At 58.6% G+C, this 24,583-nt stretch carries 14 protein-coding genes; 11 read left to right on the top strand and 3 right to left on the bottom strand.

The features are described 5' to 3' along the window. Nucleotides 1-25 precede the first annotated feature (25 nt). A complete protein-coding gene (gene lptB, locus CP97_RS14430; protein ID WP_048887055.1) occupies nucleotides 26-760 on the bottom strand; it encodes an LPS export ABC transporter ATP-binding protein in 735 nt (244 codons plus the stop codon). A 254-nt stretch (nucleotides 761-1,014) separates the two neighbouring features. Between lptB and CP97_RS14425 the strand changes: the two genes are divergently transcribed. From CP97_RS14425 to CP97_RS14410, 4 genes are all read left to right on the top strand, one after another. Next, the gene (locus CP97_RS14425; RefSeq protein WP_082863846.1) at nucleotides 1,015-1,611 is read left to right on the top strand and encodes a GNAT family N-acetyltransferase; all 597 of its coding nucleotides are present in this window, start codon (nucleotides 1,015-1,017) and stop codon (nucleotides 1,609-1,611) included. Between the two features lie 7 nt (nucleotides 1,612-1,618). Further along, entirely contained in the window at nucleotides 1,619-4,237 is a 2,619-nt protein-coding gene (locus CP97_RS14420; RefSeq protein WP_048886525.1) for a cation-translocating P-type ATPase, read from the top strand. 77 nt (nucleotides 4,238-4,314) lie between these two features. Then, nucleotides 4,315-6,429, top strand: a complete 2,115-nt coding sequence (locus CP97_RS14415; protein ID WP_082863845.1) for an acetate--CoA ligase family protein — start codon at nucleotides 4,315-4,317, stop codon at nucleotides 6,427-6,429. Between the two features lie 98 nt (nucleotides 6,430-6,527). Continuing rightward, nucleotides 6,528-7,118: a CC0125/CC1285 family lipoprotein gene (locus tag CP97_RS14410; RefSeq protein WP_048886524.1), complete on the top strand. Its 591-nt coding sequence runs from the start codon at nucleotides 6,528-6,530 to the stop codon at nucleotides 7,116-7,118. A gap of 162 nt (nucleotides 7,119-7,280) precedes the next feature. Here CP97_RS14410 and CP97_RS14405 read toward each other — a convergent pair whose 3' ends face one another. Continuing rightward, nucleotides 7,281-8,399 carry a sodium:calcium antiporter gene (locus CP97_RS14405; RefSeq protein WP_227819618.1) on the bottom strand — a complete coding sequence of 373 codons (1,119 nt, stop codon included), beginning with the start codon at nucleotides 8,397-8,399 and terminating at the stop codon, nucleotides 7,281-7,283. Between the two features lie 120 nt (nucleotides 8,400-8,519). Then, the gene (locus CP97_RS14400; RefSeq protein WP_048886523.1) at nucleotides 8,520-9,356 is read right to left on the bottom strand and encodes a class II glutamine amidotransferase; all 837 of its coding nucleotides are present in this window, start codon (nucleotides 9,354-9,356) and stop codon (nucleotides 8,520-8,522) included. Between the two features lie 59 nt (nucleotides 9,357-9,415). Between CP97_RS14400 and CP97_RS14395 the strand changes: the two genes are divergently transcribed. The 7 genes from CP97_RS14395 (at nucleotide 9,416) to CP97_RS14370 (ending at nucleotide 24,497) form a co-directional block, all read left to right on the top strand. Further along, the gene (locus CP97_RS14395) at nucleotides 9,416-9,904 is read left to right on the top strand and encodes a hemerythrin domain-containing protein (RefSeq protein WP_048886522.1); all 489 of its coding nucleotides are present in this window, start codon (nucleotides 9,416-9,418) and stop codon (nucleotides 9,902-9,904) included. Continuing rightward, nucleotides 9,901-11,403 carry a preATP grasp domain-containing protein gene (locus CP97_RS14390; protein ID WP_048886521.1) on the top strand — a complete coding sequence of 501 codons (1,503 nt, stop codon included), beginning with the start codon at nucleotides 9,901-9,903 and terminating at the stop codon, nucleotides 11,401-11,403. Before CP97_RS14395 ends, CP97_RS14390 begins: the two co-directional genes overlap by 4 nt. Nucleotides 11,404-11,571: 168 nt before the next feature. Further along, entirely contained in the window at nucleotides 11,572-11,745 is a 174-nt protein-coding gene (locus CP97_RS16325; protein WP_161485472.1) for a hypothetical protein, read from the top strand. Between the two features lie 188 nt (nucleotides 11,746-11,933). Then, complete coding sequence (locus CP97_RS14385; RefSeq protein ID WP_048886520.1) at nucleotides 11,934-12,932, top strand: universal stress protein; 999 nt, start codon at nucleotides 11,934-11,936, stop codon at nucleotides 12,930-12,932. Then, nucleotides 12,929-21,163 carry a GH36-type glycosyl hydrolase domain-containing protein gene (locus tag CP97_RS14380; RefSeq protein WP_048886519.1) on the top strand — a complete coding sequence of 2,745 codons (8,235 nt, stop codon included), beginning with the start codon at nucleotides 12,929-12,931 and terminating at the stop codon, nucleotides 21,161-21,163. The genes CP97_RS14385 and CP97_RS14380 overlap by 4 nt, the downstream gene beginning before the upstream one ends. Then, complete coding sequence (ppsA, locus tag CP97_RS14375; RefSeq protein WP_149036496.1) at nucleotides 21,160-23,577, top strand: phosphoenolpyruvate synthase; 2,418 nt, start codon at nucleotides 21,160-21,162, stop codon at nucleotides 23,575-23,577. Before CP97_RS14380 ends, ppsA begins: the two co-directional genes overlap by 4 nt. After that, the gene (locus tag CP97_RS14370; protein ID WP_048887050.1) at nucleotides 23,571-24,497 is read left to right on the top strand and encodes a 1-phosphofructokinase family hexose kinase; all 927 of its coding nucleotides are present in this window, start codon (nucleotides 23,571-23,573) and stop codon (nucleotides 24,495-24,497) included. The genes ppsA and CP97_RS14370 overlap by 7 nt, the downstream gene beginning before the upstream one ends. Nucleotides 24,498-24,583: the final 86 nt, after the last annotated feature.

The following is a 24,583-nucleotide window of genomic DNA, read 5'->3' as shown; positions in this document are numbered from 1 at the left end:
CCGACATTATCGAAACTTGTCTCGTTCAGCGTCGGCTGCCAAGGTAGGTTCGTAAAACGGTCGGGTTGTGGAGCATTTCATCGGACGATCCTTCGAATACCATCCGCCCCCGATCGATCACATAGGCCCGATCGATCACGTCGAGCATCTCGGGCACATTCTGATCGGTTATAAGAATACCGATATTCCGCCGCTTCATTTTCAGAATCAGCTCTTTGATACTCGCGATGGTAAGCGGATCTATGCCTGCGAAGGGTTCATCGAGCAGCATGACGGACGGATCGAGGGCCAGCGCGCGAGCGACTTCGCACCTTCTGCGCTCGCCGCCCGATAAAGATGTCGCCCGCGTATTGCGCAGATGCGCAATATTGAGATCTGTCAGCAGAGTTTCGAGGCGCTCATGGCGACGCTGCCGATCAGTTTCGGAAATTTCCAGCATCGCCTGCACGTTCTGTTCGACCGTCAGACCTCTAAAAACAGAGGGCTGCTCCGGCAAGTAACCCAAACCAAGAATCGCGCGACGGTAGAACGGCAATCGTGAAATATCATCTCCGCGCAACATGATACGGCCAGCATCGGGTTTCAGCATTCCGAGAATGCAATAAAAACTCACACTTTTGCCCGCTCCATCACGTCCGAACAGCCCAACGACCTCTCCTTGTCTCACAGTTAACGACAGACCATTCAAAACAGGCCGCTCGCCAAAGGATTTGTGGATGTCGATCACTTCAAGACTAGCAAAGGGACCTTCCTGGCGCATCGGATCTTGGGCTCTCGTATTGATCACCTTCGCGCCGTCCAATTGCTTGAGAGGCGCTACCAGTTCTGGTTGGCCTCGCATCAGGGAGCGATCAGGTTCCGCAATTGCGTCTGGCAGATACCGAGAAACGCCAGGAAACTCCCGCAATCCTTTGAAGCTGGCACGCCGGCATCAGCATGGCTCTACGGATGTCTACGGATGGCCGACCGATTGCACGCGGCGCAGAAACCGTTCCTGTGAAAAGGAGCTAATTCATGACAGACGTCAAATCTTCGCCAGGCCCAACGCCTGCGACTGACCAGCACTCGCCCTCGCGCAGTTTCTCCAATCGTGAAGCGCAGGAAGGCTGGAATGCTGTCGCAACCACCCATACCGGCGTGAAGGTGACAATCACGCCTGCGCGGCCAGAAGACCGCAGCGCTCTGGAACGTTTCTTTGAACGGGTAACATCTGAAGATCTCTATTTCCGCTTTCTTTCGGGTTTGCGCAAAGTGGACGATGCTCGGTTGGAAGCGATGTTGCGCGACGATGATGATTCCTCGATCGATTTCCTGGCGATCGACGATGAGGACGGAGAGATTCTTGCGACTGCCATGCTGGTCGCAGATGCAGATTTCGATTCTGCTGAAATTGCAATGTGCACGCGCGAAGACGCCAAGCATAAAGGGATAAGCTGGATGCTTCTTGACCATGGCGCCAATTATGCCGCTGCCATGGGCGTCAGGCGGATTTACGCCCTGCAAAGTATCAGCCAAGCCGATGCCTTGCGTCTTGAGCGCGAAATGGGCTTTACCGTACGGACCCAGCCGGATGACCCGACGATAATGCTGGTCGAGAAGACGTTTCGCTAGCAATAGAATGAAGTCGGAGCGAAAGTCCTGGTATGCGCTGAGTTGTAGCGAGGCTCTGGCGGGCGCGCAGTCGTCTGTGACGGGCCTCGACGAAACCGAGGCAAATGAACGATTGTCGGCTTTTGGCCGCAATAGCCTGCCGGAAACGCGAAATTCCGGTCCGCTGCGCATCTTCCTACGCCAGTTCACCAATCCGCTTATCTATCTGTTGCTGGGTGCAGGTGCCTTATCACTTGCTATCGGAGACAGATGGGACGCAATCTTCATTTTCGGCGTTCTCACCACGAATGCCCTCATCAGCAGCTATCAAGAATACAAAGCCGATGCGAGCGCTATGGCCTTGCGCATGCTGGTGCCGCAAACAGCCCGTATCCGGCGCGGCGGAATTGCGCGGGAAATACCCTCTGCCGAGATTGTGCCGGGCGACATCGTCGAATTGGAAAGCGGCTTCAAAGTAACAGCTGATCTGCGCTTGCTGTCATCCCTTGGTTTGCGGATTGACGAATCCCTGATGACCGGTGAATCCGCGCCAGCGGCAAAGGATGCTCAAGCGTTCATAGAAATGGACACGCCGCCTGGCGACCGTCTGACAATGGCGCACGCTGGCACTACGGTTGTAGAGGGGCGCGGCGTGGGTGTAGTGGTCGCGACCGGTACCGAGACACTCCTGGGCGAGATCGGCACAACGCTCGCGGCGGCCACCCGCACGGCCGTGGACACGCCGCTGGTACGGCGGATGGGGCTGCTTGCTCGCCAGATATCGTTGGCGACGATACTTTTGATCCTTCTTTTGGCAGGCGTTCTCGCGCTCCAGGGCGAAGGACTGCGCGATATCGTGCTTCTGGCAATCGCTTTGGCGGTCGCGGCCATTCCCGAAGGCTTGCCCATTGCGGTTACCGTCGCCTTGTCCGCCGCTGCAAGCCGGATGGCACGGCGCAATGTCATTGTTCGTGCCCTGCCCGCCGTGGAGGGACTCGGTGCCTGCACCCTCATCGCCAGCGACAAGACCGGCACGCTGACGCTCAATCGCCTGACGGTAGAACAGGCCGCCTTGCCCGATGGCACCATTGTAAATCGCAAGGACTGGTTGACCGAAGATTTTCCCGATGCGTTGTCGGATCTTAGCCGCGCAGCGGCCTTGTGCAATGAAGCGCAACTTACCGATACCGGCAGTACGGTCGGCGACGCTGTTGATGTGGCATTGCTTGATCTCGCCGAGGAAACGGGCAACGATCCGGCCACTTTATTAGGTATAGAACGCTTGTCGGTCATTCCTTACGAGCCTGCAGCGCGTTTTGCCGCGGTCGAGGCGGCGACGAACGGAGGGAGCCAGATCGTAGTCAAAGGTGCGCCCGAAACGGTGCTGGCAATGTGTGCCGATGCCAATCCCGATAGCATTGACATAGTCGAACGCATGGCCAGTGACGGCTACCGCGTGCTGGTCCTCGCGGATGGGATGTCGGATCAGTACAATGGACATATCAAGGACCACCTTCACGGGTTGCGCCTGCTTGGCTTTGTCGGTCTGGGTGATCCGCTGCGCTCCGGCGTGGTCAAAGCAGTAGAGCGTTGTCGTGAAGCAGGAATCGGCGTGCGCATGATTACCGGCGACCATCCGGCCACAGCGCTTGCCATTGCCCGCCAGCTGGGCCTTTCAACCAATCCTGAAACAGTGGTGACCGGGGTAGAACTTGCAGCGCTTGACTGTGAGAGTGATGAGTTTGCAGAGAATGTCGGTCGCGCCCTCATCTACGCCAGGATCGAACCGGCACAAAAGCTTGCCATCGTCCGCGCATTGCAAAAGGCGGAAGAAATCGTCGCCGTTACTGGCGATGGCGTGAACGATGGGCCAGCATTGCGCGCGGCGGATATCGGCGTGGCAATGGGGCGCGGGGGCACGGATGTTGCACGTGGCGCGGCCGATATGGTGTTGGCCGATGACAATTTCGCCACCATCGTAGCCGGGATTGAAGAAGGACGGGTCACTTTCCTGAACGTGCGAAAAATCGTACTGTTTATGGTTGCCACCGGATTGGCCGAGATTTGCATGTTTCTGGGCGCGCTGGCTGCTGGCTTGCCAATGCCGCTTACGCCGGTCCAGCTCCTGTGGCTCAATCTTGTCACCAATGGGGTTCAGGATGTCACGCTTGGGTTCGGTCGGGGCGAAGGAGATGAATTGCAGCAGCCTCCCCGTCGCAAGCTGGCAGCCTTGCTGGATCGGGAAGCGGTGATCCTGATGTTACCCGGCGCAATCGTGATGACCGCCATGTCTGTTTGGATGCTCGCCACCCATCTTGGAGCGGGCGACACTACAGCTGAAGCGCGCAATGCTGTGTTGCTGATGGTTGTGCTGTTCCAGAATGCATTCTTGCTGAGTGTCCGCAGCCTCCACCGGCCATTCTGGCGCTGGCACCCGCCTGAAAATGGCTGGATGTTTTTCGGCATGGCTGCTGCGCTGACCTTGCATATCGGAGCACTCTACTTCCCTCCGATGCAGAACTTGCTTGGTGTCCAGCCGGTCCACATGATCGTGTTCTGGCAATGCCTTGCCGGAGCAGCTGCAGTCTTGTTGGTGACAGAGGTGACCAAATGGCTCCTTCGTTCACCTGCCCGGAGCATTGCGTAATGCGCAACCGTCTGGGACTTCGCATGCCGCCTCGATGATTATCGGGCACCATTTCGGTTCTAGGACCCGGAGAGAAAATGACGGATCGACTACCCTCACTTGAACCGCATTGGCTTCGGCCTAGCCGGATCGTGCTGGTTGGGGCGTCGCAGGAAACAGGTTCGGTTGGTCATGCGGTACTGACCAATCTGCTGCGCGAGGCAGACCGGTTTGAACTGCATGCAGTCAACCCTCATAAGCTGGTAATTCCCGGTGCCCATTGTCACACGGGCATTCAAACCGTCCCGCCAGGGCCTGCGCTCGCCGTGATTGCGATTCCTGCCCGGCTGGTGCCAGATGTGCTGCGTAAATTGGCGGCCAAGGGTATTGGTCTTGCGGTGATAATTTCCGCAGGACTGGGCAAGACAACCGAGCCGGGTCAGGAAATGCTGCGCGTTGCGCGCGAGGCAGGCATCCGGATTATCGGGCCCAATTGCCTTGGTATCATCTTGCCACATATGGGAATCAATGCGTCTTTCGCTTCCCACGATGCTCCGGCCGGCGAACTGGCATTGCTTTCGCAAAGCGGTGCGATTGCATCGGCAATGGTAGAATGGGCGGCTCCGCACGGCGTGGGTTTCTCGGCAATCCTGTCAATCGGCGATATGGCGCAGACCGGGTTCGATGAACTGCTCGAATTGCTTGCAGCAGATCCGCAGACCCGCGCTATCCTGATCTATATGGAAGGGCTGGATGATGGCCGGGCCTTTGTCAAAGCGGCCCGTGCGGTAACAGCTATCAAACCTGTGATCGTGCTGAAGGCGGGGCGCGGAACTGTCGCTGGCCGCGCTGCCCTGTCGCACACTGGCGCGCTGGCCGGATCATGGGAGGTCTATCGTGCGGCCTTCCATGAGGCGGGGATCGTTACAGCGAGCAGCCTAGACGCCTTGTTCGATGCTGCCGCAATGCTCGACGATGTTCCAGAGCTGCCGGGTGAGCGGCTGGCCATTGTCACCAATGGCGGCGGCGCAGGTGTGCTGGCGCTCGATGCGATGGAAGTCACCTCTGCGCCGCTTGCCGAATTGTCAGATGATACAGTTTCCCGCCTCGATGCGGTGCTGCCACCGGGTTGGTCACGGGCCAATCCGGTCGATATTATCGGCGATGCGGGATCTGCTCGGTATCGGGCCGCCATGGAGGCGGTGCTTGCGGACGACGGCGTTGATGCCGTGCTCGCGATGAATTGCCCCACCGGCTTGCTTATGCCGGGCGAAGCTGCGCGCGCTGTGGCCGATGCCGCTGGGTCCGTTCCGCGCAAGAAGCCCGTCATTGCCTGTTGGTTGGGCGATGCTAATCGCGCGTCTTCGCATGAAGTTCTTGGCGCTGCCCGCATTCCCGAATTCTCAACGCCTGCTCAGGCAATTCGGGCATTCGGTTATGCGACTGCTGCGCGCTGGGCGCGGGTGCAGATTTTGCCGGACGGGGCGAGCGCTCCCGATGTCGATGCAATTGTGCGGGGCGATGCGATCATCGATGCTGTTCTTGCGGATAACCGTCACTTGCTGAGCGAGATTGAGGCTAAAGGATTGCTGGCAGCGTTTGGCATCCCCGTTGTTTCCACGCAGTTCGCCGCGACGGCCGAACTGGCGGAGCAGGCCTGTACAGAGTTACCGGCGCCTTATGCGATCAAGATTGTCTCACCCGACATAACCCACAAATCCGACTTTGGCGGGGTGGTCCTCGGACTGGCCGATGCAGCAGCAGTCAGGCAGGCGGCGCGCGCTATGGCCAAGCGGATCGCCACACGGTTTCCAGAAGCCCGGATCGAAGGCTTTGCCATCCAGCCCATGATCCGGCGAAAGGCTGCACATGAACTGTTTGCCGGTATCGCATGCGATCCCTCATTCGGGCCGGTGATCCTGTTCGGGGCAGGGGGAACTGCAATTGAAGTGATTGACGACAAGTCCATTGCGCTGCCGCCAGTTCATCTAGAGCGGGCGAAGCAACTGATTGGGGAAACACGCATTGCGCGTCTATTGTCTGGCTATCGCAATGTCCCAGCAACTGATCAGACCGCGGTTGCGGAGGTAATCGCCGCCTTGTCGAATATCGCGCTGGCGCTCCCCCGGATTGCGGAACTTGATATCAATCCACTCATCGCCGATGCGGATGGAGTGGTCGCGCTTGATGCCCGTGTCGTGCTCAGGAAATAGCCGCTGGTGTTCTCGGTCAAAAACGGAATATTACCTATAGCACGCTTCTCGCTATCTGGCTGAAATCTCCTGTGACATGGGCCCACAGGAGATTTGCAATGGACGGCTTTTTGAAAAAGGCGATGATCGCGGCAGTGGCGGCAACATCTTTGGTGATAGCGGGCTGTGCCTCTCGCAGCACGCCATACCAGCCAATCGCCTCGGCCAACAGGATTGCTGGCGGCTATAGCGATGAGCGTTTGGGTGAAGACCGCTACCGGGTATCCTTTGCAGGCAATACGCTGACCTCGCGCGAGAAAGTGGAGAGCTATCTATTATTCCGCGCGGCGGAGCTGACGCTGGAGCAGGGGCGGGATTGGTTTGCCATCGAAGACCGCGTGGTTGAACACGATATTGAGCGCGAGGTCAGGCGCGACCCGCTCTATGATCCATGGTATGGATCCTATTATGGCTATTGGCAGCCATCATGGCGGTATTACGGCCCACGCGGCTGGCGCAGCTGGTATCCTTATTATGGCCATTCATTCTGGACCGACCATGTCGATATTCGCGAGGTCGAGCGGTTCGAGGCGATTGCCGAAATCCGTCTTGGTGATGGCATCACGCCCAATGGCACAATGCGGGCATTCAATGCGCGGGAAGTGATCGACCGGATAGGTCCGCTAGTGGAATATCCAGGCGAGCAATAGTCGGTTCTGGCCAGCCGCAGCTTATCCACGCAATGAGATGCACGTGTCATCGCCGACAGCGCCATAAAGGACGGGATAGCCTGCGCGCTGTTGGCGGGTCCGCCAGATTAGATATCGCAACCTTCGTCTGGGGGACGCTGTAGGGCTTTCTGAATCTGGCTATCATGCGATTGTCAGCAGCAAGGCAAGGCCAATCCCGTAAACCAATAGCACCGCGATTGAATCCACGCCCATCCGCAGGATGGTCCGATCGCGCCGCTCGATCAATCCGAGCACGAACACGCCCGACATCAGCAGCGCAAGCAACGCCGCCATCGCTTCGAACGGTCCGGCCAGTCCGAGCACGGGCGGACCGGGGGAGACAAGATCGATAACAAAGATGAATGCTATGTTGAAAAGGTTGGAACCGAAGACCTCGCCTATCGCCAATTCATAACGCTGGTTACGAATAGCTCCGGTGATCGCGCTGAGTTCCGGCAGAGATGTGGCTGCCGAAACGAACAGGAAGCCCATAACGCTGCCGCCCAAGCCGGTCTGCTGTGCGATCATAGTGGCGCTGGTCGCCAGAACTCCTCCGGCAATAAGGATAATCGCAGCTAACATGTTTAGACCGAGCAAGATCTGGTGCCAGCTGATGTCACTGTGCTCTGCTTCTGCTGCCAAGGCGAGATCGGGTTGATTGACTACCAGCCACATTGGTCGGCGTTCGGATCGATCGGCAATCCAGATGGCGGCCACTGCAGAGCCAAAAACCAATGTCGAACCCAAGCCGGCCAACCCAAAGAGCTGGCTTTCCCCATATGTGATCGCCGCGATGACAAGCCCCAGTACCATCATTCCCAAAACACCCTGTATCAGGGTGACCGGCTTAGCGACGACTGAGGTCAAGGGGTGCGGCCCGAGCAGCATATCGGCCACCGCGAGCAGTAGGATATTGAAGGCCGCGCTCCCCAGTACATCATTGAGCGCCAGTAACGGCGCCCCGATGGCAGCGGCGGTGGTCGCCGTCGCCAGTTCAGGCAGCGAGGTTATCCCGCCCAGCACCAGCATGCCGGCAAAGCCCTGACCCAGCCCCGTTTTATCGCTGAGGCCGACGACATAGCGCGGGAGATGCGAGCCTGCCCACCACACAGCGCTGGCGGCGATAGCAAAGATAGCAATCAGCACTGCGAGAGGGAGCGCGTTCACCGCGAAACCACACATATTCTGCCTGGCGGCGTGCGGGATTGAATTGGAGCCGGGTGTGCCATTGCAACCTATGATCGGCTTGATCTCCGCCAAACCGCTATCCGTAGTGTTCCGGAAGTCTACTTAATGCCGGGGGGTGCTGTGCTGCGTAAGCTGATGCTCGCCACGATGCCCAAGGACCATCAATCTATGCAGAGCCCATGGTGTATAATTTCAACCCGAGCTTCGCTCATTGCCGAGGGCAAACGAGCGAAGCTCGAGTCGGTAATCAGGATCGATGCGGTAGACCGAGCCGTCGGGCACTTCGTGCCACTCTTCATGGCTGATTGGCTCCGACGCGATCACTACCGCCCGATAGGCATGCCGGGGTTTGTGGTGGATATGCGGGAAGCCGCATATCTCGCAATCATGCACCCCGCGCCGCTCGACGAAATGCAGCGGTCTGCCGAGACAACTACCGATCATCTGGCGTCCATCGGTAACCAGCAAATTAAGGCCCAGTCGCGCGCTCGGATCTATCTCGTGACACCATCTGGCGATCATTCCGATCATGGCGTCAAGGATATCCAGCGATGGTCTGGCGGGCTGGCGATCCTGCATCGCGCGCAGCAATTGCAGCACATGCTCGCTATCGGTGTCGCCGGTGATCGCCGCGCGGCGATGTTCTGGAAGCTGCGCCAGCAAAAGCGGACGGACCCGATCGAGATTAGGGATCGTGCCATTATGAATGAGCGCCCAGCCGCCATCAAGAAACGGATGCGTGTTAGCCAGCGTTGGCTCACCAACCGTCGCCCGGCGAACATGGGCAAGCACTTGTTTCGCGTATATCCTTCCTGCCGCCCGGCGAAAATGTTCGCCATGATAGGCCGCCCACGCCTGCCGCTCCACATGCGGGACACGTCCGTCAAAAGATACCATGCCCCAGCCATTCGCGTGCGATTTGCCTGCCTGGTCAGACTGGCTCTGTACCATCAGGGCATTTTGCGCATGCACCAGCGTGCATTCGACCTTGGTCGCCTCACTCGCGCGAAATCCATACAAGCGGCACATGAGAGCAAGTTTACGCCTGCTGACCGCGCGCCATATCCGCAATGTTCCGGAGGAGTACAATGACCGAGCCGGTCAAGCAGTTGTTAGCCGCTTTCAAACGTGATCACGTTGTCTTGGGCCGCGGGTTGCATCAACTGGGCGCCGCCTTGCGGGCCCGTGACATCTTGTCAGCAAAGCGCATTGCTGACCGGCTGAACCATGCTGTCGGGCCGCATATCGCCTTCGAAGAGCAGCATTTTTATCCACGAATGCGCTCGCTGATCGGTGATGAGGAAGTTGACCGGCTTTATATGGAACACCGGATCGGTCAGGCAGCCTTGTGTAAGGTCCTCTCCCTGCCAGATGCAGCGTGGCCCGATAGCGCTTTGGTGCGGGCCTTGCTCCGCGATATAGAATTGATGGAAAAACATGTTGCCGAATGTGGCGAACTGTTTGGCGCGATGGGGCGCATTCCAGAAGCCGAACAAGGTGAACTGCTGGCGCAGCTCGATGCGTTGCGCGCAGAGGGGATTTGCTGGACTGCGCTGACAGCGGACACAGTCCCGTGAACATCGCCCCCGATCTGGCCGGAAAAACGGGCCAGCAATTCCGTTTGCCGATTGTGGTACATCACCGGGTAAAGCTGCCACCGGAAGAACGGATAAGGATAGCCCATCTGGCGCGGCAAATTCAGACGGAGTCTCCCCGGTTGTGCCACGCTCCGAACTTCTCCGAAAATCTCTCCAGCGGTTTGATTGATGCGCCCGCCCTCTTGGTTGAGGATCATAGCGGCATTCAACTCGCCCATGAAAGGGGCGCAGATGCCCACCATAGCTACCGCGCCTTGTTGCTAGCCGGCGAGGGCGATCTGCTGGCGGTCTACGGGAAGCGCTATCCTGCGTTCGAGGCCTATTGCCGGGACTGGCTTGGGCTGGGCCGTGTCGAGGTGATAGCACCGCCATTGGCGGATCCTGTGCAATCGCTCGCCGATGCTTGCCTGAATGATCGGCATCTGATTGCACGCGCTGTGAAGCGGGCGCAGCATGCCGGCGGCCTGAATGTGATCCCCTATATGGCCACTGGCGCAATCTGGCGGCTAGCTGGCGAAATTGCACAGCAGGCGGGGGTGCCCGTCCGCCTCGCTGGTCCTGCGCCTGCGCTGATGCGTGCGGTGAACGACAAATTGTGGTTTGCCCGGTGGGCCGCAAAACTGCTCGGCGAGGAAGCCGTTCCTCATAGCCGAGCGGTGTATGGGATGGCCGCACTGATCGGCTATTTGCGCCGCTTCATGCGAGAACACCGCCGGGTGGCTATCAAGCTCTCGCATAGTGCTGCCTCACTCGGTAATCTCGTGCTAAATAATCCCGAGTTTTCAGGAATGCCAGCCGCAGAGATGTCGGGCAGATTGGTTGATATGATTGATCGTGCAGGATGGAAAAACCCTTTTCCACTGCAAGTCACTGCGTGGGAGGCGCCGATAAAAGCTACCCTATCGGCACAATTATGGATTCCGTATCCAGAAGACGGCTCACCAATTGTGGAGGGCGTCTTCGACCAGATTACTGCCAACTCCAATGCCCGCTTCACTGGGGCAGTGCCAAGCGACTTGCCCAAAGATGTGCGGGACATAGTTGTGGAGGGCGCCGCAAGATTAGGTCTTCTGTTTCAGAGACTGGGATATTTCGGGCGATGCAGTTTTGACGCGGTGCTGTTAGACAATGGCGCAATGGCGCCGTGCCTGCATTGGGTCGAATGCAATGGGCGGTGGGGCGGTGTGTCGATCCCGATGTGTTTGATGAACCGTCTGCTGGGTGATTGGAATAGCCGGTCCATGCTCGTCACAGAACAACAGATCGTCGGCAGGCCGGGACTTACGATGGGCCAGTTTCTAACTGTGTGTGAACCCGAATTGTTTACTGCTGCCGGCGAAGGAGCCGGAGCAGTGCTGCTTTCCCCCGGCAAGCTAGCAGACGGTGCATTTGATCTGCTGATCCTTGGCCACGACCGAAATGAAGTTTTGAAACGCGGGCGAGCTTGCGCAAGCCGGTTAGCCAAGCGAGGGTTATAAATCTTGGACACCATCTGAGGCAGGAACCGTCTGACACAGACAATAAAATCCCTACAGAACCAGTGGGTTGTCGATACCGCTTGATGGGGCACTTCGGCTTTTGTTGCGTGGTGGTTTCTTCATAGTTAAATCTCGGATTCGAGCAGATTATCGATTCGAGGTGTGAGAGTGTCGAGCGATGATGATCAATTTGTCGTGCAGCGCAATATGGAGCGCTTCAAGCGGCTATTAGCTTCCGAAAAGGATGCCAATAAACGCGCGACCCTCATGCAATTGCTGCGCGAGGAAAAGGCAAAGCAGATCGATTTGCCATCTGGCAATACATGTTCTCACGGCAGCTGACGCCTTCCCTCGACTGTCCCTTCCCTTCGGCCGTTTGCACATCTTCTACGGAGGGTTCCTTATATGGGACAGCACCTCGCGCGCGGCATTCTTGAAAGGCTTGAAGGAGAATCGCTTCCTTCGCATCCTTCAAGGAGGTCGCAGTGGTCAGAAGCCAATTCAGATATCTCTCTCAGCCACGGCCGCCAATGCGCCCGGTTCGACATCATTCGTCCGGACAATTTGGTACTGCGAAGCCCGATCATTCTACCCCGCGGCTCGTCGCCTGCGTCGATGACGGAGAACAGGCTAATGCCGTATCGTCACAAGCCCTGGCCATCGCCTATAGCCTTGGGCTGGAAATAACCTTTGCGCGCGTGATCGAAGCGCCGACGCACTTAGCGTCCCCGGCAGACCCCATCGAATGGCAATTGCACCGTCGAACGCAAAGCGAAAATTTGCGCAGATTCGCAGATCAGGAGGAAGAGGCAAAAGTAGCGGCGAACAGCGTGCTGCTCGCCGGTGTTCCGGCGGAAGAATTATCGGATTGGGCGCAGGATCATGGTGCGACGATGCTAGTCATGGGTCGACGCAAGAGCGACCGGGGCAAGGGTTTGGGGTCAACCGCCCAGGCTTTGCTCGACCGTGCAGAACATTCGTTATTGCTGGTTCCGCCTGGCCAGCCCCACAAGGGTAGTTACTGCCGGATCATGGTTCCTATCGATGGGTCAGCCAGGGCGGACAGCGTACTCCCCATAGCCCGCCGTATCGCGCGCACTCACGCAGCTGATCTCGTGCTGGTGCACATAGTGCCACAATTGGAAGTGGTCGGCGCATCCCGCGCGCCGCAAGTCGAGCAATTGCGTGCGCAGATCGATCGTCACAACAAACGCAATGGCATCCACCATCTGGAGCAATTGCGCCGTCGCAGCCTTGAGGATGGGGTTGAGGTCAAGACAATTATCTGTGGTCCGGGCGATCCTCGCTCGATGCTTCGCGACCGCGCCATAGAAGAGCAGGTCGATCTTATCGTCATGGCGTCACACGGCAACACCGGAATGGAAGATGTAGCAGTTGGCAGTGTCGCGGAATATCTTGCCGGTCATGCTCCGGTCCCGCTGCTGATTGTACGGCCAAATATCCGATGCAGTTTTGGTTCCGATCCGACTGGCAGCCGCAATGACTCTGTCTTCCGCTTTGAAGAGTGAACGCGGACATTAGCCCTGAAGCGCCGATTGAGTTCCGCGCGCATGAACTGGCCGCTGGGCACCGGCTCGGCACTGCGTCACCGGACCCGGTCCCGGCATGGGCCCATGTAAAGGCGGTGCAACGCTGGCTCAGCGATGTTCGCCAAGCGTGTGTCGATCCGCCTCCAGAGGCCAGCAAAGCTGCTGAATGGCTACTCGATAATGATTACCAGGTGCACCGTGCTTTGCGCCAGATTCGTAACGATTTACCGAAGAGCTTCTACGTTCAATTGCCCGGATTGGCGAAGGAGGAGGACGAGGAAGAGCAGACCGGCCTACCGCGCGTTTATGCAATCGCCCATGAATATGTACTGGCAAGCCATCTTCAGATATCACTCGCCGGAGCAGTCCGGTTTGTGCAGGCCTACCAACAGCACCTTCCGCTGACGATTGCCGAATTATGGGCGTTTCCAACCATGCTGCGGATCGCCTGCGTGGAGATATTGGTCGCCGCGCTAACGCCGCTGCTCGGTGGATCGATCACCCTGCCATTTGTCTCGGCTGACGCCTCTCATGATATCCACTCGCTCGATCCTAGTGAACGGACCGCGCGGTCTATTTCCAATCTTGGAATTGTTGCGACAATTCCGTGGGAGGATTTCTTCGATCAGGTCAGTCTGGTGGAGGCAGCGCTAGGCCGCGATCCCTCCGCTGATTACCCGCAAATGGATTTCGAAACGCGGGATGCGTATCGAACTGCAGTTGAGGAAATCGCCCGGGCGAGTAGCAGCGATGAATGTGAAGTCGCTGATGCGGCGATCCTGCGAGCGCGTGCGGCCGGGGTCGATGATGTCGGTCGCCATGTCGGCTACTGGCTGGTCGATCGCGGGCGCGGTCAACTGGAAAGAGATCTGGAAACCTCGCTCAGCTTTCGCCAGCAGCTTCGCCGGTCAGTCATGAACAGGCCCGGTCGTTTCTACACTGCCGCTATTTTTCTGGCGGGCGTCGGTGCCTTGATCTTGCCCGCGCTATATCTGGCGTTGGAAGGTGCCAATTTTGCTGGCTGGCTGGGAGCGATGGTGGTCAGCGTGGTGCCTGCCTCTGTTTTGGCAATTACAGTCGTTCACTGGGCGATAACGCGCTTGCTGCCGCCCAGCGTTTTGCCCAAGCTGGATTACCGGAATTGCCTGCCGGAGGGCGCGGACAGTTTCGTGGTTGTGCCGGTGTTGATTGCCTCAAAGCAGGAGGTCGCCAGTCTTGCCCAGCAGCTGGAAACGCATTGGCTCGCCAATGTCGATCCGCTTGTCCATGTGGCTTTATTGGCGGATCTGGCAGATGCGCCGGAAGAAAAAATGCCGGATGATGACGCCATCACCCACGCGCTGGTGGCGGCCATCCGCTCACTTAATCGGCGACATGGCGGCGGCGCAGGACATAAGCCGTTTCATCTGCTGTTGCGCGCTCGCAAATATAATCCGGGCGAGGGTTGCTGGATGGCCTGGGAACGCAAGCGCGGCAAACTTGAGCAGTTCAACCGTCTGCTGGTGGATGGTGATTGGTCCGGCTTTTCTGTGCATGAGGGCAACAGCACAGCATTTAGCGCTATTCGTTACGTCGTGACGGTCGATGCAGACACGTTACTTCCTCCTGGGTCGGTCGCGCGGCTCGTCGGTACGATCGCCCACTCGCTCAATCGCGCCCGGATAGACGGTGAGGCGGGCCGAGTAACGCGCGGCTATGCGCTGGTCCAGCCACGGGTCGAAATATCGCCGCAAGCGGGCATCCGCAGTCTGTTTGCCCGGCTGTTTACCGGTGACACTGCCATCGATATTTACAGCCGGGCCGTGTCCGACGTGTATCAGGATTTGTTCGGTGCAGGCATCTTCGTGGGCAAGGGGATTTATGATGTCCGTGCCTTTCATGCTGCCGTGGATGGACGCGTGCCGGAAAATCGCATTCTCAGCCATGATCTGTTTGAGGGGGCACATGGCCGTGCGGCGCTGGCCACAGATATCGTATTATATGAGAATTTTCCGGCCAGTTACCCAGCATATGCCCGCCGCCTGCATCGCTGGATCAGGGGCGACTGGCAATTGCTCGCTTGGCTATGGCCGTTTGTCCCCGGGTCGGATGACACCAGATTGCGCAATCCGATCAGCGGGATAGACCGCTGGAAAATTCTCGACAATCTGCGCCGTAGTCTGGTCGCGCCTGGCTTGCTGATCTTGGCATTGGCGGGTTGGTTCTTGCTCCCCGGCAGCCCTTGGTTCTGGACCGCGCTGGTCGTGCTTGCCCCGGGATGGCAATTGTTCACTGATATAGTAAGCGGCCTCACCCGTGGCCGTCGGGTTGGTGCATCACATGGCCTGCTGGCACGCCTCACTGATCAGGCAGGTCGGTGGCTTCAGGCGATAGTCTATCTGTTGAATGAAGCCCTGCTATCGCTCCACGCTATCTCCATCACTTTGTGGCGCAATCTGGTTAGCCACAAACATCTGCTGGAATGGACTGCGGCAGCGCATGTTGCGACCAATATGGAGCAGCGCAGCCCGCGGGCCTCGGTCTGGCGCGAAATGTGGCTGGGCTCGGTCATCGCAGCTGGAATCACTGCTGCGCTGATTCTGATCCGTCCCGGCGCTCTGCCCGCGGCAATCCCCCTGCTTGTCGCCTGGATGGGCGCCCCTGAATTTGCTTTGTTCAGCGGCAGGCTACGCCGGTCAAAAGCGATCCCGCTGGGCGAGGGCGATACTGATTATCTACGGCTGCTCGCTCGTCGAACGTGGTATTACTTTGAAAGCTTTGCAGGGCCTGAGGACAATTGGTTGCCACCCGATAATTATCAGGGGCCACCGCATGAAGAAATTGGTCACCGCACATCGCCGACCAATATCGGCATGCTCCTGCAATCCACTGCAAGCGCATGGGATATGGGCTATGTTGGCCGCGCAGAGCTGGCGGCCCGCGGACGCAACGTGTTTGACGCAATGGCGAGGCTGGAACGCTATCGCGGGCATTTCCTGAATTGGTACGAGACGCGGCATTTGCGCCCGCTTGAACCGCGCTATATCTCAACCGTCGATAGCGGCAATCTGGCGGTCAGCCTTATTGCCTATGCGGAAACTCTGCGGGAAGCAGCAGCTTTTAGCGAAATAGAAACGCAGCGCTGGGATGGTCTGAACGATCTGCTGGACCTGCTGGATCAGGCCGCCATCCAATGGGGCGATGCAGCATCCTTGCGAGAGCAGATTGCGGCAATTCGCGAGATGCTGTTCACAGCGGAAGATGATGGCGAGCGCCTCGCTTCGCTCAGCTGGATTCGCAAAAGCGCGATGGCCGCAATCGCGGAGGAGGTCGAGCATATTGCGGAAAGTGTCGGCGATGCTGCGCCGGAAGATTTCCGCGATTTGTTCGCGTGGTTCGATCGGCTGCGGCATCATGTGGATGAGATGCATCGGGACCAGTTCCCGGCCGATGGGTTGGAGCAAGAGTTGCTGGCTTTGGCCGATGATGCGGTTGAAATAGCATGGTCGATGGATTTCTCTTGGCTGTATGATCATGAGCGACGGTTATTTTTCATCGGGCACAACGTCAGTACCAGCCGGATCGATACCCATCATTACGATCTGCTGGCCTCTGAAGCGCGGCTGGCAAGCTTCTTTGCCATTGCGAAAGGCGATGTGCCGGTAGAGCATTGGTTTCATCTCGAACGGCCAGTGACCAAGGCGCCCGGTGGCTTGTCACTGCTCTCGTGGAATGGCTCAATGTTTGAATATCTCATGCCGCGCCTCTTGCTTCGCGGAGAGCCGGAGACTCTGCTCGGAGAAAGCGAGCGCGTGGCCGTGGAAATTCAGCGCCGCCATGGGTTAAAGCTGGGCCTCCCATGGGGGGTATCCGAATCCGCCTATGCAGAACGGGACCCGGAGCATCGCTATCGTTATCAGGCATTCGGGACACCCGGACTCGGCCTGAAACGTGGTCTGTCGCGCGATCGGGTTATTGCGCCATATGCCTCTGCTTTGGCGCTGGCGGTAGCGCCCGGATATGCAACTGCGAATCTGCGCCGGCTTTCCGCGCTGGGAGCAGAAGGACGCTTCGGCATGTGGGAAGCGCTCGATTTCACGCCCGAAAGGGCGCCTGCCAACGCAAGCTTCACGCCGGTGATCGCCTATATGGCGCATCACCAGGGCATGATGCTTTGCGCAATTGCAAATTTGCTCACGCAAGATGCGATGGTTGAACGCTTTGCTCGCGATCCGCAGGTGCGGCTTGTGTCGCTGCTGCTGAGCGAACGCGTGCCGCATGAAATCCCGCCTGAGATAGAGCGGCTCGAGGCTCTGGATAACTCAGAGAGCGGCGTGCAGATTGGACAGATCGCCCCATGGCAGCCTGCAGACACACATTTCCCGCAAGTGCAGGTGTTGGGTAATGGCCGATTGTCGAGCTGGATCGCCGAAAGTGGCGGCGGCACGCTGCGCTGGCAGGGACAATCCATCACCCGCTTCGTGCCGGACGCGACGCGCGATGCCGAGGGGTTGTGGCTCTATATCCAAGATCTGGAGAGCGGTGCATTCTGGTCCGGTGCCCGCCAGCCCACGGGGGCCATTCCCGACGAATATCGAGCGGTGTTCCAGCCACATATGGCGGAATTTCATCGGCGCGATCACGGGATCGATCTACGCATGGAAATATGCGTCGGGAGCGGTGATGATCTGGAGATCCGCCGTGTGACACTTATCAATGAAACTGGCGTGCCGCGCACGCTGCGTCTTACTAGCTATGCCGAAGTAGTGCTCGCGCCGCCTCTCGATGATGAACGGCATCCCGCATTCAGCAAACTGTTTACCGGTGGCGTATATATTCCGCGGATCGGCGGGCTATTGTTTACCCGTAGGCCGCGTAAGCCCCACGAAACGCCTGCGACGATGGTACAATTTGCCATCGATGGGGCCGGACCGATCGAGGGTCTGCGTTACGAAGTCGACCGGCGAGCCTTTATTGGCCGGGGCCGCACTTTGCGCGATCCTGTTGGCGCGGCCCAGCCTCTGGGCGGCAGCACCGGCTGGACCCTGGACCCGATTGCCGCGCTGCAACACGACATTACTCTGAAACCTGGCGAGCAGCGCATTTTTTGCGTTGTCACTGCGGTCGCCGCCACTTCTTCCGCCGCGCTGGAGATAGCGGCACGGCATGCCACATTGTCCGCGATGGAGTGGGTAATTGGCGATGCAGCCGCCGAGTCTGCGCGGACGGTCGGGCGGGCTCGGGTGAAGCCGGAGGATTTACCCGCTTTGCAATCGCTGGGTTCGCTCCTTATTTATCCCCATAAAGCCCTGCGCGCGGACTCTGCACATATTCGCGCAAATACTCTTGGGCAGGGCGCCCTATGGGGTCTTGCCCTGTCGGGCGACCTGCCGATCTTGCTGCTGCGCACTGATAGCGCGGAGGGTGATATGGTGCCGCTGCTGGCCAGCGCACACCAATTGTGGCGGCGCACCGGCCTGCCCGTTGATCTGGTGATCCTGCAAGTCAGTGGTTCGACCTATGCAGAACCAATGCGCGGCGAGCTGCATGAGCTGCTGCGAGAAGTCGGGGCGAGCGAAATGTTGGGGCGCAATGGCGGAATCCATCTCCTCTTCGCCGATCAGAGCGGTCCCGATCAGATCCGTTTGCTGGAAGCGATGGCGTGGGCAATTTTGGATGATGATGCAGGAGCGCTGGAGGATCAACTGGCCCGCGCCTCTCACCCGGCATCTCTCCCGCCACCGATCTTTCCCAGCCTGGCTTATTCCCCTGCAACTGACGAACCGCCGTCTCAAACCCGTCCGACAGGGTTGCAGTTTGGAAATGGCTACGGCGGTTTCAGCCTGGATGGACGCGAGTACATCATCCAGCTTGAAGCCGGGCAAACGACCCCTGCGCCCTGGGCCAATGTTCTCGCGAACGATTGGTTCGGTACGCTGGTGACAGAGGCGGGCGGAGGTTTCACCTGGTCGGTCAATAGCGGAGAAAACCGTCTGACTTCCTGGACCAATGATCCGGTTTCCGACCGTCCGGTAGAAACTCTCTATTTGCGGGATGAAGAAACCGCGGCGGTCTGGACCGTCACACCTGCTCCGGCGGGACAAGAGGCGCCCTGTGACATTCGGTATGGGGCTGGATATTCCCAGTGGCGCAGATCTTCCCACGAGATAGAGCAGGAACAGCGCGTGTTCGTAGCTCCCGATGCGCCGGTCAAACTGGTTCGTTTGCGGCTCACCAACATGGACCGGCGCCATCGGCGACTGACGGCGACTTATTACGCAGAATGGCTTTTGGGATCGCTTCCTTCGATCGCGCGGCGGCATGTTGCCTGCCGCTTCGATCCAGCGTCGCAGCTGTTGCTGGCGACCAGCCCGTGGAATGCGGATTTCGCAGGTCGCACCGCATTTCTGACTGCCACAAATGATGCACATGGATTTACGACCGACCGGAGTGAGTTCCTGGGGCGCGAAGGGGGTCAGGCGGCACCCGCTGCGCTTGGCCGTTGGGGCTTGGGCAGCGCCGAAGTGGCCGGAGCCGATGCTTGCGCGGCCTATCAGGTGCATCTCGATCTTGCGCCTGAAGAGAGCATTGAAGTGACCTTCATATTGGGCGACGCGGCGAATGAGGCAGAGGCGATAGCGCTCGCCGCGCAGTGGCGGGATGACGCGGCCATATCCAATGCTGAAACTGCGCTGACCCAAAAATGGGATGATCTGCTCGGCTGTATCACGGTAGATACGCCCGACCCGGCTTTTGATATGATGATCAATCGGTGGCTGATCTACCAAAGCCTGTCGTCGCGCGTGATGGCCCGGACCGGTTTTTACCAGGCTAGCGGGGCGATCGGCTTTCGTGACCAATTGCAGGATGTGCTGGCCCTGCTGCCGTTTGATCCAGCGCGAGCGCGGAGGCATATTTTAATCTGCGCCGCACATCAGTTTGAGGAAGGGGACGTGCTGCACTGGTGGCACCCACCCTCTGATCGCGGAGTGAGGACGCGTTTTTCGGACGACCTCCTATGGCTGCCTTATGCGGCGGCGACATATGTCCGCGCGACAGGAGATCTGACGATCCTTGAGGAAGTGGTGCCATTCCTTTCCGCCCCGCTGCTGAAAGAGGAAGAAGATGATCGCTATGGACAGTTCGAGCAGTGCGAAGCCAGGGAACCGCTGATCGAGCATTGCGAACGCGCGCTGGAGAGAATTCAATTGGGTGCGCATGGCCTGCCATTGATGGGCACGGGCGACTGGAATGACGGGATGGACAGGGTTGGCGCAGAAGGCCGAGGCGAAAGCTTGTGGTTGGCATGGTTCGCCTGTGTCACTGCCGAGTTGCTTGCCGATCTTGAGCACCGGATGGGACGAGATCGCGAAGCTGATCATTGGACGCAGCAGGCCGGCATGCTGCGCCGCAATGTAGAGGAATCCGGCTGGGACGGCGCATGGTACAGGCGCGCTTATGATGATGCAGGACACCCGCTCGGTTCCGCCAAAGAAGCAGAGTGCCGGATCGATTCAATCTCGCAAAGCTGGTCCGTTTTTGCTGGTGCCGATCCCGCGCGGGTCCAAGAGGCGGTGGAAGCGGCAAAGCGCGAGTTGATCGATCCGGATGCGGCATTGGCCCGTCTTTTGTGGCCCCCATTCAACACAGGGCCGCGCGATCCGGGTTATATCAAAGCGTACCCGCCGGGCCTGCGCGAAAACGGGGGGCAATATTCTCATGCGGCCGCATGGCTCGGTCTGGCGCTTGCGCAGACTGGCGACGCTGATGGCGCTCTCGACGTTTTCCATATGATCTGCCCTGTCCATCGTGCTGCGACACAGGAAGGCGCAGAGTTATACCGGATCGAACCCTATGTTGTGCCAGGCGATATTGCTGCGGCTGAACCACATCGCGGCAAAGGCGGGTGGAGCTGGTATACCGGCGCTGCATCATGGGCGTGGCGGCTTGGAGTGGAAGGCTTGCTCGGCCTGACAATGCATGATGGCAACGTGTGCATTGCTCCCTCCCTTCCCACTGACTGGCCGGGCTACAACGCTACGTTGCGACGCGGCAATGCAAGCATTGCGGTGCAGGTCGAACGTTCGCAAGATTCTCTCGATACGCAAGTGGAAGTCGATGGCGTGCCCTTTGCTAGAGAAGCGATAGCCTTCCCTGCCGAAGGCGAAACGCGCAACGTGCTGGTCCGCATCGGACAAAAAACCCTCACACGAGCAGGAGCACCCGCATGACCACGTCCATGATCCTCGATTTTGCCCAGGTCTCGCGTGGCGATGTTGCCCGGGTTGGCGGCAAGAACGCTTCATTGGGAGAATTGATCGGCGCGCTGGTGCCGCAAGGGATTGCCGTCCCGCCTGGTTTCGCGACCACGGCCGACGCCTTCCGCATGTATCTGGTACATAATAATCTTGGGCAAGCTATTGCGGATCATCTGGCGGCTTATCTGGCAAAAGAGGTTTCTCTTGCGGAAACAGGCGCAACCATTCGCACCGCGATCCTTGCCGGGGAATGGCCTGAAGCTTTGCAACAGGCCATCATTGAGGCTTATCGTGATCTCGCTTTAGATACAGGTAGCAACCAGCCTGCCGTCGCCGTCCGGTCCAGCGCAACGGCCGAAGATTTGCCGGAGGCCAGCTTTGCCGGACAGCAGGAAACTTTTCTCAATGTCAGTGGCGAGGCCGCGCTGCTGGATGCGTGCAAACGCTGCTACGCCTCACTCTACACCGATCGGGCGATTGCCTACCGAACCGCACATGGCTTTGGCGAAGATGCGGTAGCTCTGTCGATAGGGGTTCAGCGGATGGTGCGTGCCGACCTGGCAGGCTCTGGCGTGATGTTCTCTATCGATACTGAAAGCGGCTTTCCCGATGTTGTGCTGATCGATGGAGCATGGGGGCTCGGTGAAAACGTCGTGCAGGGGGCTGTCGATCCTGATGCATGGCAAGTCTTCAAGCCTCTGCTGAGTGAAGCAGATCTTTGCCCGATCATCGCCCGCCAACGCGGGGCCAAGGCTGTAAAGATGGTCTATGCTGACAGCGCAGAAGCAAGCACGGTCAATGTCGAAACCAGTGCGCAAGAGCGCGCTGCGCTTGTCTTGTCCGATGCCGAAGTTTTGCAACTCGCCCGCTGGGCGGTGCTGATCGAGACGCATTATGGCTGTCCTATGGACATGGAATGGGCAAAAGACGGGCCAGATGGCGGCCTGTTCATCGTGCAGGCCCGCCCGGAAACTGTCCAGTCACGCGCGCAACGCGGAACGCTTGCGTCCTACTCGCTGAGCGAAACAGGTGAAGCGCTTGTCACAGGCCTGGCCATCGGTGAGGCGGCGGCGACAGGCAAAGTGTGCAGAATTGAGAGCGCCGCCGATATTGCTGAATTCGTCGATGGTTCTGTTCTCGTCACCTCCACTACCGATCCCGACTGGGTGCCGATCATGCAGCGTGCTGCAGCCATCGTCACCGATCACGGAGGGCGGACTTCGCACGCCGCCATTGTCAGCCGCGAATTTGGCCTGCCGGCAATTGTCGGCACGGGTAATGCGATGGCGACGTTGCAATCGGACCAGGAGGTCACCGTGAGCTGCATCGCAGGTGACGAGGGTGTCGTTTATGCAGGCGCAGCGACGATTGCGACCGAGACGATTGATCTGACCAGTGTTCCCGAAACACGCACTAAGCTTATGCTCAATCTCGCCGATCCCGGCGCGGCAAGCCGCTGGTGGCAAATTCCCAGCGACGGGGTGGGTCTCACGCGGATGGAATTTGTGATCGCCAACACGATCAAGGCGCATCCGATGGCGCTGATGCATTATGACGAGCTGGAAGACGCAACTGCAAAAGCAGAGATCGAACGGCTGACCGCAGGCTATGAGGATAAGCGCGAGTATTTTATCGATCAATTGGCCTGCGGCCTCGCGCGGATTGCTGCAGCCCAATATCCTGCGCCGGTTATCGTGCGGATGAGCGATTTCAAATCAAACGAATATGCTGATTTGGTCGGCGGGGCCGCATTTGAGCCTGAGGAAGAAAATCCCATGCTCGGCTTTCGTGGGGCAGCGCGTTATTACTCGCCGCTCTATCGTGCCGGCTTTGCGCTTGAGTGCAGTGCCATAAAACGGCTGCGAGAGGACATGGGCTTCACCAATGTGGCCGTGATGATCCCGTTTTGCCGCACGCTGGAAGAAGCCGACAGTGTACTCCAGGTGATGGAGCAGGAGGGGCTCAGGCGTGGCGAAAAGGATCTGGAATTCTATGTCATGTGTGAAATTCCGGCCAATGTTGTGCTGGCGGACGAATTTGCCAAGCGCTTCGATGGCTTTTCGATCGGCAGTAATGATCTGACTCAGCTTACTTTGGGAATCGACCGCGATTCCGAATTGCTCAGCAGCCAGTTCGACGAGCGGGATCCGGCAGTCGAATGGATGATTCGCCATGTGATCGACGAAGCGCACATGCATGATACCAAGGTCGGGCTATGCGGTCAGGCGCCGAGCGACCACCCTGAGTTTGCACGTTTCCTGGTTGAATGCGGGATTGATTCCATTTCGGTCACCCCGGACAGCTTCGTGGCGGTGAAACGGCATATTGCCGAAGCGGAAGGTGAATTAATGGAAGAAGGTATGAATGGGAGCGCATGCAGATGCTGAATCTGGCTACGCTCACCATGAACCCTACAATCGATGTCGCTTATGAGATCGACCATTTGGACCAAATTCACAAAATCCGGGCCGAGAGCACACGCAATGATCCCGGGGGCGGCGGTATCAATGTCGCAAGGGTATTCGTCCGGCTTGGCGGAAATGCGCGCTGCATTTACCTTTCGGGCGGGGCGACAGGGGCTGCTCTGGATGGCCTGCTCGATCTACATCAGCTGGTTCGGACGCGCATTGCGATCACGAGCGATACGCGCATCAGTACAGCGATACTCGAACAGGCAAGCGGGAAAGAATATCGCATTTCGGCGCGCGGACCCGAAATCGCCAAGAGCGAATGGCAGTCCTGCCTTGACCAGTTAGGCAGCTTGAGATGCGATTATCTGGTCGCCAGCGGGTCCTTGCCAGGAAACGTACCGAATGATTTTTACGCCCGGGTCGCCGCAATCGCGGCAGTCGGTGGGTATCGCTTCGTGCTCGACACATCGGGGCCGGCACTCGCCGCGGGAATAGCGGGCGGGGGCGTCTTTCTGGCGAAGCCGAGCCTTGGAGAATTTCGCGCATTGGTTGGCCGGGAACTGACCGAAGAAAGTGAGATAGCCGATGCAGCGATGAATATCGTGGAGCAGGGCAGAGTGCAGCATCTCGCGGTAACGATGGGGCGGGATGGCGCATTGCTCGCCACCAGATCGGGGTGTTTGCGCCTGCCATCAATCAAAGTGGAAACTCGCAGCGCGGTCGGCTCGGGCGACAGCTTTCTGGCCGCAATGGTTCACGCGCTTGGCCTAGGCAAGAAGCCTGAGGACGCTTTCCGGTTCGGGTTGGCCGCAGGCGCCGCCGCGGTCCTCACCCCGGGCACCGATTTGTGTCATCCCGAAGATGTCCGGCGTTTGTATTCCGCTTTGACGGTGTGATCCAAGGTCAATTCCAGGCCCATTCGGTTAAGAGGGTTTGCGTAGTTACCGTGTCCATCCCGCCAGCCATTGTCGCCCGCCAAGGC

The sequence above is a fragment of the Aurantiacibacter atlanticus genome (assembly GCF_001077815.2).
Taxonomy (GTDB): Bacteria; Pseudomonadota; Alphaproteobacteria; order Sphingomonadales; family Sphingomonadaceae; genus Alteraurantiacibacter; species Alteraurantiacibacter atlanticus.
This window is presented reverse-complemented; position numbering and strand designations above follow the sequence as displayed.

Bases quoted from the DNA above. Each gene is read 5' to 3' on its own strand.
- lptB (WP_048887055.1), bottom strand. From the start codon at position 760: ATGCGCCAGGAAGGTCCCTTTGCTAGTCTTGAAGTGATCGACATCCAC.
- CP97_RS14425 (WP_082863846.1), top strand. From the start codon at position 1,015: ATGACAGACGTCAAATCTTCGCCAGGCCCAACGCCTGCGACTGACCAG.
- CP97_RS14420 (WP_048886525.1), top strand. From the start codon at position 1,619: ATGAAGTCGGAGCGAAAGTCCTGGTATGCGCTGAGTTGTAGCGAGGCT.
- CP97_RS14415 (WP_082863845.1), top strand. From the start codon at position 4,315: ATGACGGATCGACTACCCTCACTTGAACCGCATTGGCTTCGGCCTAGC.
- CP97_RS14410 (WP_048886524.1), top strand. From the start codon at position 6,528: ATGGACGGCTTTTTGAAAAAGGCGATGATCGCGGCAGTGGCGGCAACA.
- CP97_RS14400 (WP_048886523.1), bottom strand. From the start codon at position 9,356: ATGTGCCGCTTGTATGGATTTCGCGCGAGTGAGGCGACCAAGGTCGAA.
- CP97_RS14395 (WP_048886522.1), top strand. From the start codon at position 9,416: ATGACCGAGCCGGTCAAGCAGTTGTTAGCCGCTTTCAAACGTGATCAC.
- CP97_RS14385 (WP_048886520.1), top strand. From the start codon at position 11,934: ATGCGCCCGGTTCGACATCATTCGTCCGGACAATTTGGTACTGCGAAG.
- ppsA (WP_149036496.1), top strand. From the start codon at position 21,160: ATGACCACGTCCATGATCCTCGATTTTGCCCAGGTCTCGCGTGGCGAT.
- CP97_RS14370 (WP_048887050.1), top strand. From the start codon at position 23,571: ATGCTGAATCTGGCTACGCTCACCATGAACCCTACAATCGATGTCGCT.